Origin of the sequence: Bacillus sp. FSL R5-0709, assembly GCF_038004785.1 — a bacterium.
Lineage (GTDB): Bacteria > Bacillota > Bacilli > Bacillales > Bacillaceae_G > Bacillus_A > Bacillus_A mycoides.
Genome location: NZ_JBBORT010000001.1, coordinates 3743304 through 3759187, shown reverse-complemented (window position 1 = coordinate 3759187; position 15884 = coordinate 3743304). Strand labels below are relative to the sequence as shown.

Genomic DNA, 15884 nt, shown 5'->3' with positions numbered 1-15884 from the left:
GAAAAATGAGGTTCTAGGGGGATTTCGACATGTTAGAGTTTGATACTACTCAAGATCAATTAGCGAATATAAAAGTTATCGGTGTCGGCGGTGGCGGAAACAATGCTGTAAACCGTATGATTGAACACGGTGTACAAGGTGTAGACTTTATCGCTGTGAATACTGATGCACAAGCATTAAATCTATCAAAAGCTGAAACGAAAATGCAAATTGGTGGAAAATTAACGCGTGGACTTGGTGCAGGCGCAAACCCTGAAGTAGGGAAAAAAGCTGCAGAAGAAAGTAAAGAACAGATTCAAGAAGCGCTTCGTGGCGCGGATATGGTCTTCGTAACTGCTGGTATGGGCGGCGGAACTGGAACTGGTGCAGCTCCAGTTGTTGCTCAAGTTGCAAAAGAACTAGGCGCGTTAACAGTTGGTGTTGTAACACGTCCATTTACATTTGAAGGGCGTAAGCGTGCAACTCAAGCTGCATCTGGTATTGCGTCATTTAAAGAAAATGTAGATACACTTATCGTAATTCCAAATGATCGCTTATTAGAGATTGTTGATAAAAATACGCCAATGTTAGAAGCGTTCCGTGAAGCAGATAACGTATTACGTCAAGGTGTTCAAGGTATTTCTGATTTAATTGCTACACCAGGTCTAATTAACTTAGACTTTGCAGACGTAAAAACAATTATGTCTAATAGAGGTTCTGCTTTAATGGGTATCGGTTCTGGTAATGGTGAAAATCGTGCTGCTGAAGCTGCGAAAAAAGCGATTTCTAGTCCATTACTAGAAACATCTATTGATGGAGCTCAAGGTGTTATTATGAACATTACGGGCGGCGCAAACTTAAGTTTATATGAAGTACAAGAAGCAGCAGACATTGTAGCTTCAGCTTCGGATCCAGAAGTAAATATGATCTTCGGTTCTGTTATTAATGAAGGATTAAAAGATGATATCGTTGTCACTGTAATTGCAACTGGTTTTGATGATAGTGCTTCGACACAACCACCAAAACCAATTATCCGTCCGACTGCGAATCACACGCAACAGCAACAACAACCAGTAGCTCAACCTTCAAAACAACGTGAAGTTAAGCGTGAAATGAAACGTGAAGAGCCGGTTGTGCATGATCGTCATACTGATTCAGATGACATCGATATTCCAGCATTCTTACGTAACCGTCGTAGACGATAAAAAAAAAGGAGCTTTCATGCTCCTTTTTTTTGTTGTCTAAATGGAAAAGATCTGCTAAGCAGATCTTTTTTTATTATTTTGCATATGGAGAGCCCAGTCCTATTTTTAAACCATAAGCTGTGATAAATAAATTGAAACTTTAATTAGTCGGGGGTGTTCATCCAAAAATGATTGTTAGCCCGACGCCCACTTAACTTCTGTACTTTTTTATAGCTGAATTTTGAGGCAGGGTCTTACTGCCCGCAAATAGCAAGATAAACTTTGTATATATATAATTCAATTATTATGTATACAAGTAAAAAATTTATATTATTCTATGAAAAATACACTTTTATTTTTTACCGACAGATTATGTCTAGAAATCACAAAATAACAAAAAAATCCCTCCACCAATTGACACACTTTCCTATTGGATATGCATTATACTAGTCTCAACTTAAAAAAAGAGGTGAATTGTTTGGTTGTTTACGCCGACATCGTTTGGTTGTTAAACGCCTGCATTGATTTTCTTTTACTTTTATTAACAGCCACCGTGTTAAAAAAGAGAATCAAAAGATGGAGGCTTGTGTTAGGGGCATTTATAGGTTCAACTATTGTTATTTTCGCCTTTACGCCTTTTGCTTCTATGATGACACATCCAATTATGAAACTATTGTACTCGTTACTTATTGTGTATACAGCATTTGGGTTTTCGACATTTAGAAATTATACACAAACTGTTTTTACTTTCTATTTTGTAACCTTTATGGTTGGTGGAGGATTAATTGGAACGCATTACTTTTTGCAAACGAACGAAATGGTAAATGGATTAGTTCAATCTAAATCAGTTTCTTACGGTGATCCAATTAGTTGGGTATTTGTTATTTTTGGTTTTCCAGTAATTTATTATTTTTCTAAAAAGCGTATAGAAAGCGTAGAGGTCACAAAGATACACTATGATCAAATCGTGAAAGTGGAAATTCAATTAGCTGGAGAGGAACTAGAATTAGCAGGTCTAATTGATAGTGGGAACCAACTTTATGACCCGTTAACGAAAACACCCGTTATGATTATGCATATTTCATCATTAGAACATTGTTTGCCAGCTTGGTTAACAGAACAAATTTATTCCAAAACAGAAATTCCTCAAATACCAGAAAATGATTCTGGATGGGCGACGAAACTACGTTTAATTCCTTTCCGAGCAGTAGGAGTAGAGAATCAATTTTTATGGGCAATTAAGCCAGATTGTGTGCGAGTTTATCATGAAGGTAGTTCGGTTGTTGTAAACAAAGTACTGATTGGATTAAATACACAACAATTATCTACTAATGGAGAGTATCAATGCATTGTACATCCGAAAATGTTGATTTCGCAAAAGATGGTAATTGCTTAATTATGAGAGGCGGGATAATATGGTGAAATTTAAATTTTATTTGGTATACCTTTGGTATAAAGTATTGCTGAAATTAGGAATTAAGACCGATGAAATTTATTATATTGGTGGAAGTGAAGCGTTGCCACCGCCGTTAACGAAAGAAGAAGAGGCAGTTCTTTTGAATAAATTGCCAAATGGAGATCAAGCTGCGAGGTCGATGCTTATTGAACGTAATCTAAGGCTTGTTGTATATATAGCAAGAAAATTTGAAAATACAGGGATCAATATTGAGGATTTGATTAGTATAGGAACAATTGGTCTTATTAAGGCAGTGAATACATTTAATCCAGAAAAGAAAATTAAATTAGCAACATATGCATCTCGTTGTATAGAAAATGAAATTTTAATGCATTTGCGTCGAAATAATAAAAATCGTTCGGAAGTTTCTTTTGATGAACCGCTTAACATTGATTGGGACGGAAATGAACTGTTACTATCAGATGTTTTAGGTACAGATGATGACATTATTACAAAAGATTTAGAAGCTACTGTAGATCGTCATCTTTTAATGAAAGCATTGCATCAATTAAATGACCGTGAAAAACAAATTATGGAGCTTCGGTTTGGACTCGCTGGTGGCGAAGAGAAGACACAAAAAGATGTGGCTGATATGCTTGGAATTTCACAGTCTTATATTTCTCGTTTGGAAAAAAGAATTATAAAAAGATTACGAAAAGAATTTAATAAAATGGTGTGAAGAATAAGACCAGTCGGTATCTAGACTGGTCTTATTCTTTTTTTTTGCATGAGGAAATATGATATTTGTGAAAAATGATGGAAAAACCGTATGCATAAAATCCCCTTCAAAGGAAATACTTTACACTGTACAGCAACTCCCGATAGGAGGGAACACTTTGACGAGAAACAAAGTAGAAATTTGCGGTGTTGATACAGCTAAACTTCCAGTACTAAAAAATGAAGAGATGCGTAAATTATTTCGTGAAATGCAAAGTGGAGAGATAAGCGCCAGAGAGAAATTAGTGAATGGAAACTTACGTCTTGTACTGAGCGTCATCCAAAGATTTAATAACAGAGGAGAATATGTTGATGATTTATTTCAAGTTGGTTGCATTGGACTTATGAAATCCATTGATAACTTTGATTTAGGCCAAAATGTAAAGTTTTCAACGTATGCTGTGCCGATGATTATTGGAGAAATACGCAGATATTTGCGTGATAACAATCCAATTCGTGTATCTCGCTCATTACGAGATATTGCGTATAAAGCGTTGCAAGTAAGAGAAAAATTGATTGCTGAAAATTCAAAAGAACCAACAGCAATGGATATTGCGAAAGTTCTTGAAGTGACACATGAAGAGATTGTTTTTGCACTAGATGCGATTCAAGATCCGGTTTCATTATTTGAACCGATTTATAACGATGGAGGAGATCCTATCTTTGTTATGGATCAATTAAAGGATGAAAAACAAAAGGACGAGCAGTGGGTTGAAGAACTGGCGTTGAAAGAAGGAATGAAGCGTTTAAATGATCGTGAAAAAATGATTATTCGAAAACGTTTCTTTCAAGGAAAGACACAGATGGAAGTTGCCGAAGAAATTGGGATTTCTCAAGCGCAAGTATCACGTTTGGAGAAGTCTGCTATTAAGCAAATGAATAAGACGATTCAAGGATAAGGTCCTCACCAGTTATGGTGAGGTCTTTTTTATATATAATATTTTGCGCTCATAGTAGATTGGGTAGGTTCATATAATGAAAATAAAATGGATGTTCTATTAGTAGCGGTTATATACTGTTTATCCGCTTCGAAATTAGGCTGAAGTAAAAAGTTAGATGGAAGCGGGACTGCCCGTAAAAGTCCGATTGGCATGGGTTAATAATCAGTAGGGATGGGGATAATCTCACTGATTAAGGTTTCACTTTATTTGAGAGCGTACTTACGATTCATGATATAAGGGAGAGGATGAATATGATACGGATTTCGGAGTTTCAAATGAAGGATGTTGTAAATGTTTCAGATGGAAAGAGGCTTGGGAATATTGGAGATATTGATATTGATATAGACACAGGAAAGATTAGGGCGGTTATTATTTCTAAGCAGGCACGAATGCTTGGACTCTTTGGGAAGGAAGTAGAATTTGTGATTCCTTGGGAGCAAATTATGAAAATTGGAGAAGATGTCATACTTGTAAAAGTAGATCATGTTAATTCTGTAACAGAATCAATACAAACACCGACAATTTCATAAAGAATATTACAAATTCCTCTTTTTTTTCTGTTGTCATTATGAAAAAATAAAAGTATGGTAAAATAGACAGGAAGTACCATACTTTTTTCTGTTATTTTAATTAAAAGGAGTCGCTTTATGAGAGAACCATTTAAATATGCGGACGGTATACTGTATTTACAAGCGTGGAAAGAACTTGGAAACATTACTGTTGGATTTACGACAAAAGATGGTGGAGTAAGTACAGGCTCCTTTCATGCGATGAATTTAGGATTACATGTGAATGATATCGTGGAGAATGTTCATGAAAACAGACGCATTTTAGCTAATAAGTTACAAAAACCATTAGAAAAATGGATTTGCTCTGAACAAGTTCATGACCATCATGTTGAGAAAGTAGGACTGCAAGAAAAAGGGAAAGGCGTTTATTCATATGAAGACGGTATTCCAAAAACGGATGGCATTTATACGACTAACAAAGATGTTCTCTTAACATCTTGTTACGCTGATTGTGTTCCGCTCTATTTTTATGCACCATCACATGATATGATAGGACTTGCGCATGCTGGGTGGAAAGGGACTGTAACAGAGATTGCGAAAGAAATGATTCAAAAGTGGAATGCAGAAGGTGTTTCAAGTGATGAAATTCATGTCGCAATTGGTCCTGCAATCGGATCATGTTGTTATGTTGTTGATAATCGTGTATTAACAGCAGCACAGCAAGTAGTAAACGGATCTGTTCCTCATAAAGTAATTTCTGATGGTCAGTATGCAATTAATTTAAAAGAAGTTAATCGTATATTATGTGTACAAGCAGGCATAAAAGAAGAACATATTGTAATGTCATCTCTTTGTACAAGCTGTGAAGAACAATTATTTTTCTCTCATCGTCGTGATCAAGGTAAGACGGGGAGAATGTTGAGTTTCATAGGTTTTAAGGAGGAGTGAAGTAAGTGACAGTGCAAGGGAATTTAGCAGATGTAAACGAAGTAATTAAAGAATCTTGTGTACGAGCTGGACGTTCGATGAAAGATATTAAGCTCGTTGCAGTTACAAAAACTGTAGGGATTGAAAAAACAAGCGAAGTAATTGAAACAGGAATTATTGATTTAGGTGAAAATAGAAATGAAGGTTTCTTACAAAAATACGAGCATTTCGGTTCAAAAGTGAATTGGCATTTTATTGGATCATTGCAAACGAGAAAAGTAAAAGAAATCATTAATGAGATTGATTATTTACATTCATTAGATCGTCTTTCGCTTGCAAAAGAAATTCAAAAACGTGCTGATAAGAAAGTTAAATGCTTTATTCAAGTGAAAACATCATCTGAAGAATCAAAGCAAGGATTGGCGATAGAAGAAACAATTTCTTTTATTCAAAGTTTGCAAGAATTGGATAAGATTGAAGTGGTAGGATTAATGACAATGGCTCCGTTTACAGGAGAAGAGGAAGAGATTCGTCGCTGCTTTAAGGAATTGCGCATGCTACAAACAGAGGTGCAGGAGCTAGAATTATTACATGCACCATGTAAAGAATTATCAATGGGAATGTCAAATGATTACACGATTGCAATTGAGGAAGGCGCTACATATATTCGTTTGGGAACGGTTTTAGTAGGAAAAGCGTAGGAGGAAGGAGAAAGTTATTATGAGTTGGTCAAAAGTAAAATACTTCTTTTTTGACACACCGGAAGAAAAAGAAGCAGCTCAATATAGTTATGAAAAGGAGCAAACAGACATGAAAAAGCAACAAGATCCCCCAGAACAACAAGATGTTCCGTTTGCGAAAGTGCAACCGAAGCAAAATGTAGTGAGTATTGAAACAGCGAAGCAATCTTCAAAAGTTGTTTTACTAGAACCACGTACATATTCGGAAGCGCAAGGCATTTCGGATCACTTAAAAGGTAGACGAGCTGTTGTAATTAATTTGCAAAGAATGTCTACAGATCAAGCTGTACGTATCGTTGACTTTTTAAGTGGTACTGTATACGCTATAGGCGGGGATATTCAAAAAATAGGCCCGAAAACATTTATGTGTACACCTGAAAATGTTGATATCGTTGGTGCAATTTCAGAGTTATTCGGTGAAGAAGAAGAGACAAATATAAAGAGGTGGTAATACGCCATGACAACAGTTTTAACAGTGTTACTTACAGCTATCGAGATTTACTCGTGGGCACTAATTATTTACATTCTCCTATCATGGTTTCCTGGCGCAAAGGAATCAGCTTTTGGAGATTTTCTTGCGCGTATTTGCGAACCGTATTTAGAGCCGTTTAGGAGGTTTATTCCACCATTTGGTATGATTGATATTTCTCCACTTGTTGCTATTGTTGCCTTGAAACTTGCTAGAGGTGGTTTAGTGAGTTTATTCAACTATTTTTTATAGTGTGAGGTTAAATACATGAGCATCTATGAGCATTTTAGACCTGATGAAGAGGTCTTTGTGGATAAAGTATTAGAGTGGAAACAGGCTGCTGAGTACCATCAAGTCAAGTTAACAGATTTTCTTGATCCAAGACAGCAACAAATTGTTTCTATGGTAATAGGGCAAGGAGATGTAGCTGTACGGTTTGATGGTGCGATGCCTGAAGCCGAACGGAAAAGAGCACTAATTTATCCAGATTATCTAGAATTAAATGAAGAGGAATTTCAAGTAGAAGTATTAGAAATTGACTATCCTTCCAAGTTTTTTACGCTAGAACATAGGCAAATATTAGGTGCATTCATGTCGCTTGGTTTAACAAGGGAAAAATGTGGTGATATTTTGCTTCAAGAAGACCGTGCCCAAATTGCAGTTGCCAAAGAAGTTGTATCGTATATTGAAATGAACTTACAATCAATAGGGAAAATGAAAGTCACACTCTCTCCTATACAAGTAGAGAAAATTTTGCGTGTAGGTGAAAAATGGGGAGAAAAATCTGGGACTGTTTCGTCACTTCGTCTAGATGTTTTATTAGCTGAAATGCTACATATATCTAGGCAGAAGGTACAGCCTCTTATAAAAGGTGGCTTAGTAAAAGTCAATTGGAAAACAGTAGAGCAAACTTCGTATGAATGTTTTCCAGGGGATGTTTTCTCGGTTAGAGGGTATGGACGAAGTAAATTATTTTCTGTAGAAGGTAAAACGAAGCGCGACAAATGGAGAGTTTTGTATGGTATACTAAAATGATTGGTTTTTTAGAAGGAAATTCTCTTATTTTGTCGAAGAAAAGATATAATTGAAAGAGGAAATTTAGATAACTACTTGGAGGTGGCGTTGTGCCGTTAACACCATTAGATATTCATAACAAAGAATTTGGTCGCGGGTTTCGTGGCTACGATGAAGATCAAGTAAATGAGTTTCTTGATCAAATCATCAAAGATTATGAATTAGTCATTCGTGAGAAAAAAGCTTTAGAAGAAAAGGTTGCACAATTAGAAGGAAAGTTAGATCATTTTTCTAATATTGAAGATACGCTGAACAAATCTATCATTGTCGCACAAGAAGCTGCTGAAGAAGTGAAGCGTAATGCACAAAAAGAAGCAAAATTAATTGTACGTGAAGCAGAAAAAAATGCAGATCGTATCATTAATGAAGCGTTAGTGAAATCAAGAAAAGTTGCTTTTGATATTGAAGAGTTGAAGAAACAAGCGAAAGTATTCCGAACTCGTTTCCGTATGTTATTAGAAACACAACTTGAAATGTTAAACAACGATGATTGGGATAAACTAATTGAATTAGAAGACGAAGTGGACGAACTGTTGAAAAAAGAAGAAACAGTGTAAGCTTGACGTTTTTCTCATTATTACATATAATTTTAAACAGCATATTTATTAAGAGAAACGAAGATAGGGATAAGTACCTTTTTCATACCTTATATAGCGAACTGAGGATGGTGTAAGCTCAGGATAAGGAGATAATGGGAATATCACCCTGGAGTTCCGCGCTGAACAAATTTAGTAAGCGTAGGCGTATATTCGCGTTAAGAATATAAAGAGGACCTTATGCATTTGTATATGGTCTACTAGGGTGGTACCGCGGGAGACTTTCTCGTCCCTTTTTGGGGATGAGAGGTCTCTTTTTTATTCCCTTTTTCAAGGTCTGTCGTTTATATATTTAAGGAGGAATTGAGCATGGAGTACAAAAATACATTACTAATGCCAAAAACAGAATTCCCGATGCGTGGGAATTTACCGAAACGTGAGCCTGCAATGCAAGAAAAATGGGCTGAAATGAATATTTATGAAAAGGTACAAGAACATACGAAAGGCCGTCCTTTATTTGTACTACATGATGGACCTCCATATGCAAATGGTGACATCCATATGGGACACGCACTAAATAAAGTGTTAAAAGACTTTATTGTTCGTTTTAAATCAATGACTGGATACTGTGCACCATATGTACCAGGTTGGGATACACACGGTTTACCAATTGAGCAAGCTTTAACAAATAAAGGTGTAAAGCGTAAAGAAATGACAGTTGCTGAGTTCCGTAAGTTATGTGCAGAGTATGCATATGAGCAAGTGGAACGTCAACGTGAACAATTTAAGCGTTTAGGTGTACGTGCAGATTGGGATAATCCATATATTACTTTAGAGCCAGCTTATGAAGCACAACAAATTAAAGTGTTTGGTGACATGGCGAAAAAAGGTTATATCTATAAAGGACAAAAACCAGTTTACTGGTCTCCAACAAGTGAATCAGCTTTAGCAGAAGCTGAAATTGAATATCAAGATAAAAAATCAGCATCTATTTACGTAGCATTCCCTGTAAAAGATGGAAAGAACGTATTAGAAGGTGATGAGAAATACATTATTTGGACAACAACGCCTTGGACGTTACCTGCAAACTTAGGTATTTCTGTTCACCCAGAACTTGAATATGCTATTGTGAAAGTAAATGATGAGAAATATATCATCGCTTCTGAACTATTTGAGACAGTTGCAAAAACGTTAGAGTGGGAAAATGCTGAAGTTGTGAAAACGGTAAAAGGTAGCGAACTTGAGTATACAGTTGCAAAACATCCATTCTACGATCGTGACTCATTAGTTATGCTAGGAGAGCACGTAACAACAGATGCAGGTACAGGTTGTGTTCATACAGCACCAGGACACGGGGAAGATGACTTCGTTGTTGGTAAAAAGTATGGCTTAGAAGTACTTTGCCCAGTTGATGATAAAGGTGTATTAACAAATGAAGCACCTGGATTTGAAGGCTTATTCTATGATAAAGCTAACAAGCCAATTACGGAAAAATTAGAAGAAGTAGGCGCGTTACTGAAACTAACATTCATTACGCATTCATACCCACATGATTGGAGAACGAAAAAACCAATTATTTTCCGTGCGACAGCGCAGTGGTTTGCATCTATTGAAGCGTTCCGTAAAGAATTATTAGAAGCTGTTGCGGAAACAAAATGGGTACCAGCATGGGGAGAAACTCGTCTTCATAATATGGTTCGTGACCGTGGTGACTGGTGTATTTCTCGTCAGCGTGCATGGGGTGTGCCAATTCCTGTATTCTATGCAGAAAATGGTGATCCAATTATTACAGATGAAACAATTAATCATGTAGCAGATTTATTCCGTGAGCACGGTTCTAACGTATGGTTCGAGCGTGAAGCGAAAGATTTATTACCAGAAGGATTTACACATACAGGTAGCCCAAATGGTGAATTCCGTAAAGAAACAGACATCATGGATGTATGGTTCGATTCAGGTTCTTCTCACCAAGCGGTATTAGAAGAGCGCGAAGACTTACAACGTCCAGCTGATTTATATTTAGAAGGATCTGACCAGTATCGTGGTTGGTTTAACTCTTCATTATCAACAGCAGTTGCTGTAACTGGTAAAGCTCCATATAAAGGCGTACTAAGCCATGGTTTCGTACTAGATGGTGAAGGACGTAAAATGAGTAAGTCGATTGGAAACATCGTCGTACCGAAGAAAATTATGGATCAATTAGGCGGAGACATTTTACGCTTATGGGTATCTTCTGTTGACTATCAATCTGATGTACGTATTTCAGATGATATTTTAAAACAAGTAGCAGAAGTGTATCGTAAAATCCGTAACACATTCCGTTTCTTATTAGGAAACTTAGATGATTTTAATCCAAGTGAAAATACAGTAGCGGTAGCTGAACTTCGTGAAGTAGATCGTTACATGTTAGTGAAGTTAAATGACTTAATTACAAAAGTAAAAGATGCATATGAAACATATGACTTTGCTGCTGTATATCATGCAATTCACAACTTCTGTACAATTGATCTAAGTTCATTCTACTTAGACTTTGCAAAAGACATTTTATACATTGAAGGTGCAGATCACGCGGATCGTCGTGCAATTCAAACTGTATTATATGATGTTCTTGTTGCATTAACGAAACTTGTAACGCCAATCTTACCTCATACAGCTGATGAAGTATGGCCATATGTTCCTGGTGCAGAAGAAGAAAGCGTACAGTTAACTAATATGCCAGAAGCTACAGAAGTAGAGGGTTCAGAAGCGTTAAGAGCAAAATGGGATGCATTTATGACATTACGTGATGACGTTTTAAAAGCGTTAGAAGTAGCTCGTAATGAGAAAGTAATTGGTAAGTCATTAAATGCGAGCATTACGCTATATCCGACTGCAGAAATGAAGGCTATGTTAGAGTCTATTAGCGAAGACTTAAAGCAATTATTCATCGTCTCTGAGTATAAACTTGGTGGTACAATTGAAGAAGCGCCAACAGAAGCACCAAAGTATGAGCATACAGCTGTAGTTGTAGCACAGGCGACAGGTGAGACGTGTGAACGTTGTTGGGTTGTTTCAGAAACAATTGGTAAAGATGCAGAACATGAAACATTATGTGAGCGTTGTGCAACGGTTGTTAAAGAAAATTATGTAAAATAATGAAAAAAAGCTGACTGCTCATAATAGCAGTCAGTTTTTTGTTGATGATATATCGAAATAACTTTCACTCTCTTTCCTATGAAGGAAAAATGTGTGTGAGGTAAGCGTGGAAATTTCGGACACACTAATTGTACATTGCAGCTGGGAGGAATGTACACGTGAATGAAATTTATATGGAAATAAAAGAAGAATTGCAATTGATGAGAAAAGAGTTGCAAGATAGATTGGCGAAAGAAGTAATGCACACATACTATATGGAATTTGGGCAAGAACTTGGATACGAAATAAAGGAAGAGACAAAGAAAAAATTGCTATTACATGATATAAAAGAGGATTTAAAAGATGTAGAACGTGCATTGTTTAAAATGGAAATAGATATGTACGGTATTTGTGAAGAAACTGGAAGAGCGATTTCTACAAAACAAATGAAAACAATGCCGACTGCTCGTACTATTCATGAATTTTTCTATGAAAAGGTAAATGTATGAAATACGCACAACGATATTATGTTACCTTTTTTTAATTTATTTTATTCTTCTACAAAGGTTCATTGTGAAAAGGTAGCAGCTATGCTAAAATTTTGAGGTACACTGTCTTTGTGGGGGAAATGAAAATGATATATTATGTAATAGCGTTATTTGTCATTGCCATCGATCAAATATCGAAGTGGCTAATTGTAAAGAACATGGAATTGGGTACGAGCATTCCGATTATCGATAATGTATTATACATAACATCTCATCGAAATAGAGGAGCTGCCTGGGGTATTTTAGAAAATAAAATGTGGTTTTTCTACATTATTACAGTCATTTTCGTAGCATTTATCGTATTTTATATGAAAAAATATGCGAAAACGGACAAGCTTCTAGGTATTTCATTAGGTCTAATTTTAGGCGGAGCAATTGGTAATTTTATTGATCGTGTATTTAGACAAGAAGTAGTGGATTTCATTCACGTGTATATTTTCTCGTACAACTATCCGGTATTCAATATAGCTGACTCAGCATTATGTATTGGAGTTGTATTAATTATTATTCAAACAGTATTAGAAGGAAAGAAAGCGAAGGAGTAATTGAATGAGTGAAGTAGTACAAGTAACAGTTGCAGAAGAACAAAAAAGCGAGCGAATTGATAAATTCGTTGCAGAAATAAACAGTGAATGGTCACGTTCACAAGTGCAGCAATGGATTAAAGATGCTGTTGTGACAGTAAATGGGAAATCAGTTAAAGGGAATTATAAAGTAAAAGGAAATGATGAAATTACAGTAACAATTCCCGAGCCAGAAGAGTTAGATATTCAACCGGAAGATATGAATTTAGAAGTTTATTATGAAGATGCCGATGTACTAGTTGTAAATAAGCCGCGTGGCATGGTAGTACATCCAGCACCAGGGCATACGAAGGGTACGCTTGTAAACGGACTTATGCATCATTGTACAGACCTATCAGGTATTAACGGTGTAATGCGTCCTGGTATAGTACACCGTATTGATAAGGATACATCTGGATTATTAATGGTTGCTAAAAATGATATGGCGCATGAATCACTTGTAAATCAACTTGTAGCAAAAACGGTAACAAGACGTTATAAAGCGATTGTACATGGTGTAATTCCACATGATAAAGGAATAATTGACGCTCCAATTGGTCGTGATAAAAAAGAACGTCAAAGTATGACTGTTGATGAAAATGGTAAGAATGCAGTTACACATTTCCAAGTGTTAGAGCGATTTAAGGATTTCACACTTGTAGAATGCCGCTTAGAAACGGGACGTACACACCAAATTCGTGTTCATATGAAATATATTGGTTATCCACTTGCAGGAGATCCAAAGTATGGTCCGAAGAAAACATTAGATATGAATGGACAAGCACTTCATGCAGGGATTTTAGGTTTCGATCACCCTCGTACTGGTGAATATATTGAGTTTGAGGCACCGATTCCAGAAGTGTTTGAAGAAGCGCTAAATGTTTTACGGAAATAGTATTGACAAATCATAAGAAAACTGAGATACTGACAACAGTTAAATAATGATCCTTTAACACAGCCCCGTGAGGTTGAGAAGGTAACGGTTTGAAATACTTAGGGTATGTTGTACCCTTTTTTCAAAAGTCCTCTCGCACACGCTGAGAGGACTTTTTTTATACCATTACTCTCACGCAAGAAAAAAAGCTTGGAGGTGTAGAGCATGCAAGAGAAAGCTGTCGTTTTAGATGACCAAATGATTCGCCGCGCTTTAACACGAATTAGTCATGAAATCGTGGAACGAAATAAAGGTGTCGATAATTGTGTTCTTGTCGGAATAAAAACACGTGGAATTTTTATTGCACAACGTTTGGCAGAACGAATTGGTCAAATTGAAGGAAAAGAGATGGAAGTAGGAGAGTTAGATATTACGTTATATCGTGATGATTTAACACTACAATCGAAACATAAAGAACCACTTGTAAAAGGTTCTGATATTCCTGTAGATATTACGAAGAAAAAAGTTATCCTTGTGGATGATGTGTTATATACAGGTAGAACAGTTCGAGCAGCAATGGATGCTCTTATGGATTTAGGTAGACCATCACAAATCCAATTGGCTGTTCTTGTTGATAGAGGTCATCGTGAATTACCAATTCGCGCTGATTATGTAGGAAAGAACATTCCAACATCTAGTGAAGAGCGTATCGAAGTTGATTTGCAAGAGACAGATCAACAAGATCGAGTAAGCATATACGATAAGTAAAGCCCTTTTAAATGTAGTCCTGTGAGGCTGCCAAAGGGTCTTGGCTTTCATATGTCAAATTTGGCATACGAAAGTGTAGGACTCTTTGTGCACAGGCACAAAGAGTTTTTTTATTGCAAAAATTAAAACTGAAGGAGGATGTAACAATGGAGCAAAAGCCAGTGTTAGACATTCATGAAGTACCGAAACCGGGAAAATGGTTATTATTAAGTATACAACATTTGTTCGCGATGTTTGGATCAACAGTGCTTGTTCCGTTTTTAACAGGACTGAATCCATCAGTAGCTTTAATATCAAGTGGATTAGGAACGCTAGCGTTTCTTCTAATAACGAAAGGTCAAGTACCAGCATATTTAGGATCATCATTCGCCTTTATTGCACCAATTATTACAGCGAAAACAGCAGGTGGACCTGGAGCAGCGATGCTTGGAGGAATGCTTGCGGGACTTGTTTACATCTTAATCTCACTCGGAATTAAGAAATCTGGGTCAGAATGGATTATGAAATTACTTCCGCCAATCGTAGTTGGGCCAGTCGTAATGGTAATCGGTTTATCTTTAGCACATACAGCAGTGAACATGGCGATGAACGGTGCGGATGGTAAGTATAGCATTACACACTTTTCAGTAGCATTAGTAACATTAGCAATTACAATCATTTGCTCCATATTCGGGAGAGGATTTTTCAGTATCATACCAGTGCTACTTGGAATCATCGGCGGGTATATATTCGCTTACTTCCAAGGGCTAGTAGATTTAAAGCCAGTAGCTGAGGCAAAATGGTTTGTCATACCAGACTTCACAGTACCGTTTGTAACATATACTCCGGAGTTTTCATGGAAAATTGTACTCTTAATGGTGCCAGTTGCACTTGTAACAATTTCAGAACATATCGGACATCAAATTGTACTTGGAAATGTTATTAAAAGAGATTTAATTGAAAAACCAGGTTTACATCGTTCAATCTTCGGTGATGGGATAGCAACATTGATCGCATCACTAATAGGAGGACCACCGAATACAACGTACGGTGAAAACATCGGTGTGCTAGCAATTACGAGAGCATACAGTGTATACTTATTCATCGGTTCAGCAGTGTTCGCAATCATGTTTGGATTTATCGGGAAGATTTCAGCACTGATTCATTCGATTCCAACACCAGTTATGGGTGGTGTATCAATCTTACTCTTCGGTGTAATCGCATCAAGTGGTTTACGTATGATGGTAGACGATAAAACAGACTTAGGTGACAAACGAAACTTAATGATTGCATCAGTTATACTAGTAATCGGTATTGGCGGAGCGGTACTGCACGTAGGTGAATCGTTCCAAGTAGAAGGAATGGCGTTAGCAGCAATTGTAGGTGTACTATTAAATCTACTACTACCAGAGACAAAACAAACAAATAAAACAAAACAATCTAAGCAGATTGCTTCATAAAAATAACCTTTTAATTCAGTCCTGTGAGATAGAAAAGGGTGGCTAC

The 15884-nt window shown here is 36.7% G+C and carries 17 protein-coding genes and 1 other annotated feature; all 17 genes read left to right on the top strand.

From position 1 onward, the window contains the following. Nucleotides 1-29 precede the first annotated feature (29 nt). The 17 genes from ftsZ (at nucleotide 30) to uraA (ending at nucleotide 15838) form a co-directional block, all read left to right on the top strand. A complete protein-coding gene (gene ftsZ / locus MKX37_RS19045) occupies nucleotides 30-1184 on the top strand; it encodes a cell division protein FtsZ (RefSeq protein ID WP_002014730.1) in 1155 nt (384 codons plus the stop codon). Nucleotides 1185-1641: 457 nt separating this feature from the next. Next, nucleotides 1642-2559: a sigma-E processing peptidase SpoIIGA gene (spoIIGA, locus tag MKX37_RS19040; RefSeq protein WP_002165147.1), complete on the top strand. Its 918-nt coding sequence runs from the start codon at nucleotides 1642-1644 to the stop codon at nucleotides 2557-2559. A gap of 19 nt (nucleotides 2560-2578) precedes the next feature. Next, nucleotides 2579-3298, top strand: coding sequence for an RNA polymerase sporulation sigma factor SigE (sigE, locus tag MKX37_RS19035; protein WP_002128857.1), 720 nt, complete (start codon nucleotides 2579-2581; stop codon nucleotides 3296-3298). A 157-nt stretch (nucleotides 3299-3455) separates the two neighbouring features. Beyond that, a complete protein-coding gene (gene sigG / locus MKX37_RS19030; RefSeq protein ID WP_002014725.1) occupies nucleotides 3456-4235 on the top strand; it encodes an RNA polymerase sporulation sigma factor SigG in 780 nt (259 codons plus the stop codon). Between the two features lie 293 nt (nucleotides 4236-4528). Beyond that, nucleotides 4529-4807, top strand: coding sequence for a YlmC/YmxH family sporulation protein (locus MKX37_RS19025; protein WP_012261605.1), 279 nt, complete (start codon nucleotides 4529-4531; stop codon nucleotides 4805-4807). Nucleotides 4808-4924: 117 nt separating this feature from the next. After that, nucleotides 4925-5734 carry a peptidoglycan editing factor PgeF gene (gene pgeF / locus MKX37_RS19020; RefSeq protein ID WP_033731206.1) on the top strand — a complete coding sequence of 270 codons (810 nt, stop codon included), beginning with the start codon at nucleotides 4925-4927 and terminating at the stop codon, nucleotides 5732-5734. Nucleotides 5735-5739: 5 nt separating this feature from the next. After that, nucleotides 5740-6414 carry a YggS family pyridoxal phosphate-dependent enzyme gene (locus MKX37_RS19015; protein WP_002033757.1) on the top strand — a complete coding sequence of 225 codons (675 nt, stop codon included), beginning with the start codon at nucleotides 5740-5742 and terminating at the stop codon, nucleotides 6412-6414. A gap of 19 nt (nucleotides 6415-6433) precedes the next feature. Next, entirely contained in the window at nucleotides 6434-6904 is a 471-nt protein-coding gene (locus tag MKX37_RS19010; protein WP_002014721.1) for a cell division protein SepF, read from the top strand. Nucleotides 6905-6910: 6 nt separating this feature from the next. Continuing rightward, the gene (locus MKX37_RS19005) at nucleotides 6911-7174 is read left to right on the top strand and encodes a YggT family protein (protein ID WP_002014720.1); all 264 of its coding nucleotides are present in this window, start codon (nucleotides 6911-6913) and stop codon (nucleotides 7172-7174) included. A 15-nt stretch (nucleotides 7175-7189) separates the two neighbouring features. Next, nucleotides 7190-7957, top strand: a complete 768-nt coding sequence (locus tag MKX37_RS19000) for a YlmH family RNA-binding protein (protein ID WP_002033759.1) — start codon at nucleotides 7190-7192, stop codon at nucleotides 7955-7957. Between the two features lie 89 nt (nucleotides 7958-8046). Continuing rightward, a complete protein-coding gene (gene divIVA, locus MKX37_RS18995; RefSeq protein ID WP_001131609.1) occupies nucleotides 8047-8553 on the top strand; it encodes a septum site-determining protein DivIVA in 507 nt (168 codons plus the stop codon). Nucleotides 8554-8604: 51 nt separating this feature from the next. After that, nucleotides 8605-8829: a binding site (T-box leader), on the top strand. Between the two features lie 72 nt (nucleotides 8830-8901). Continuing rightward, nucleotides 8902-11667, top strand: coding sequence for an isoleucine--tRNA ligase (gene ileS2 / locus MKX37_RS18990; protein WP_002128852.1), 2766 nt, complete (start codon nucleotides 8902-8904; stop codon nucleotides 11665-11667). A gap of 158 nt (nucleotides 11668-11825) precedes the next feature. Next, complete coding sequence (locus MKX37_RS18985) at nucleotides 11826-12155, top strand: hypothetical protein (RefSeq protein WP_002014715.1); 330 nt, start codon at nucleotides 11826-11828, stop codon at nucleotides 12153-12155. A 125-nt stretch (nucleotides 12156-12280) separates the two neighbouring features. Further along, nucleotides 12281-12739 carry a lipoprotein signal peptidase LspA gene (gene lspA / locus MKX37_RS18980; protein WP_002128849.1) on the top strand — a complete coding sequence of 153 codons (459 nt, stop codon included), beginning with the start codon at nucleotides 12281-12283 and terminating at the stop codon, nucleotides 12737-12739. A gap of 4 nt (nucleotides 12740-12743) precedes the next feature. Then, nucleotides 12744-13652, top strand: a complete 909-nt coding sequence (locus MKX37_RS18975; protein ID WP_002128848.1) for an RluA family pseudouridine synthase — start codon at nucleotides 12744-12746, stop codon at nucleotides 13650-13652. A 204-nt stretch (nucleotides 13653-13856) separates the two neighbouring features. After that, nucleotides 13857-14399: a bifunctional pyrimidine operon transcriptional regulator/uracil phosphoribosyltransferase gene (pyrR, locus tag MKX37_RS18970; protein ID WP_001156489.1), complete on the top strand. Its 543-nt coding sequence runs from the start codon at nucleotides 13857-13859 to the stop codon at nucleotides 14397-14399. 146 nt (nucleotides 14400-14545) lie between these two features. Next, on the top strand, nucleotides 14546-15838 hold the full coding sequence (gene uraA / locus MKX37_RS18965; protein ID WP_002014712.1) for a uracil permease: 1293 nt from the start codon (nucleotides 14546-14548) through the stop codon (nucleotides 15836-15838). The last annotated feature ends 46 nt before the right edge of the window (nucleotides 15839-15884 follow it).

What these genes read in the sequence shown, in the direction of transcription:
- ftsZ (WP_002014730.1), top strand. Translation starts at nt 30, where the DNA reads ATGTTAGAGTTTGATACTACTCAAGATCAATTAGCGAATATAAAAGTT.
- sigE (WP_002128857.1), top strand. Translation starts at nt 2,579, where the DNA reads ATGGTGAAATTTAAATTTTATTTGGTATACCTTTGGTATAAAGTATTG.
- MKX37_RS19025 (WP_012261605.1), top strand. Translation starts at nt 4,529, where the DNA reads ATGATACGGATTTCGGAGTTTCAAATGAAGGATGTTGTAAATGTTTCA.
- pgeF (WP_033731206.1), top strand. Translation starts at nt 4,925, where the DNA reads ATGAGAGAACCATTTAAATATGCGGACGGTATACTGTATTTACAAGCG.
- MKX37_RS19010 (WP_002014721.1), top strand. Translation starts at nt 6,434, where the DNA reads ATGAGTTGGTCAAAAGTAAAATACTTCTTTTTTGACACACCGGAAGAA.
- MKX37_RS19005 (WP_002014720.1), top strand. Translation starts at nt 6,911, where the DNA reads ATGACAACAGTTTTAACAGTGTTACTTACAGCTATCGAGATTTACTCG.
- MKX37_RS19000 (WP_002033759.1), top strand. Translation starts at nt 7,190, where the DNA reads ATGAGCATCTATGAGCATTTTAGACCTGATGAAGAGGTCTTTGTGGAT.
- ileS2 (WP_002128852.1), top strand. Translation starts at nt 8,902, where the DNA reads ATGGAGTACAAAAATACATTACTAATGCCAAAAACAGAATTCCCGATG.
- lspA (WP_002128849.1), top strand. Translation starts at nt 12,281, where the DNA reads ATGATATATTATGTAATAGCGTTATTTGTCATTGCCATCGATCAAATA.
- MKX37_RS18975 (WP_002128848.1), top strand. Translation starts at nt 12,744, where the DNA reads ATGAGTGAAGTAGTACAAGTAACAGTTGCAGAAGAACAAAAAAGCGAG.
- pyrR (WP_001156489.1), top strand. Translation starts at nt 13,857, where the DNA reads ATGCAAGAGAAAGCTGTCGTTTTAGATGACCAAATGATTCGCCGCGCT.
- uraA (WP_002014712.1), top strand. Translation starts at nt 14,546, where the DNA reads ATGGAGCAAAAGCCAGTGTTAGACATTCATGAAGTACCGAAACCGGGA.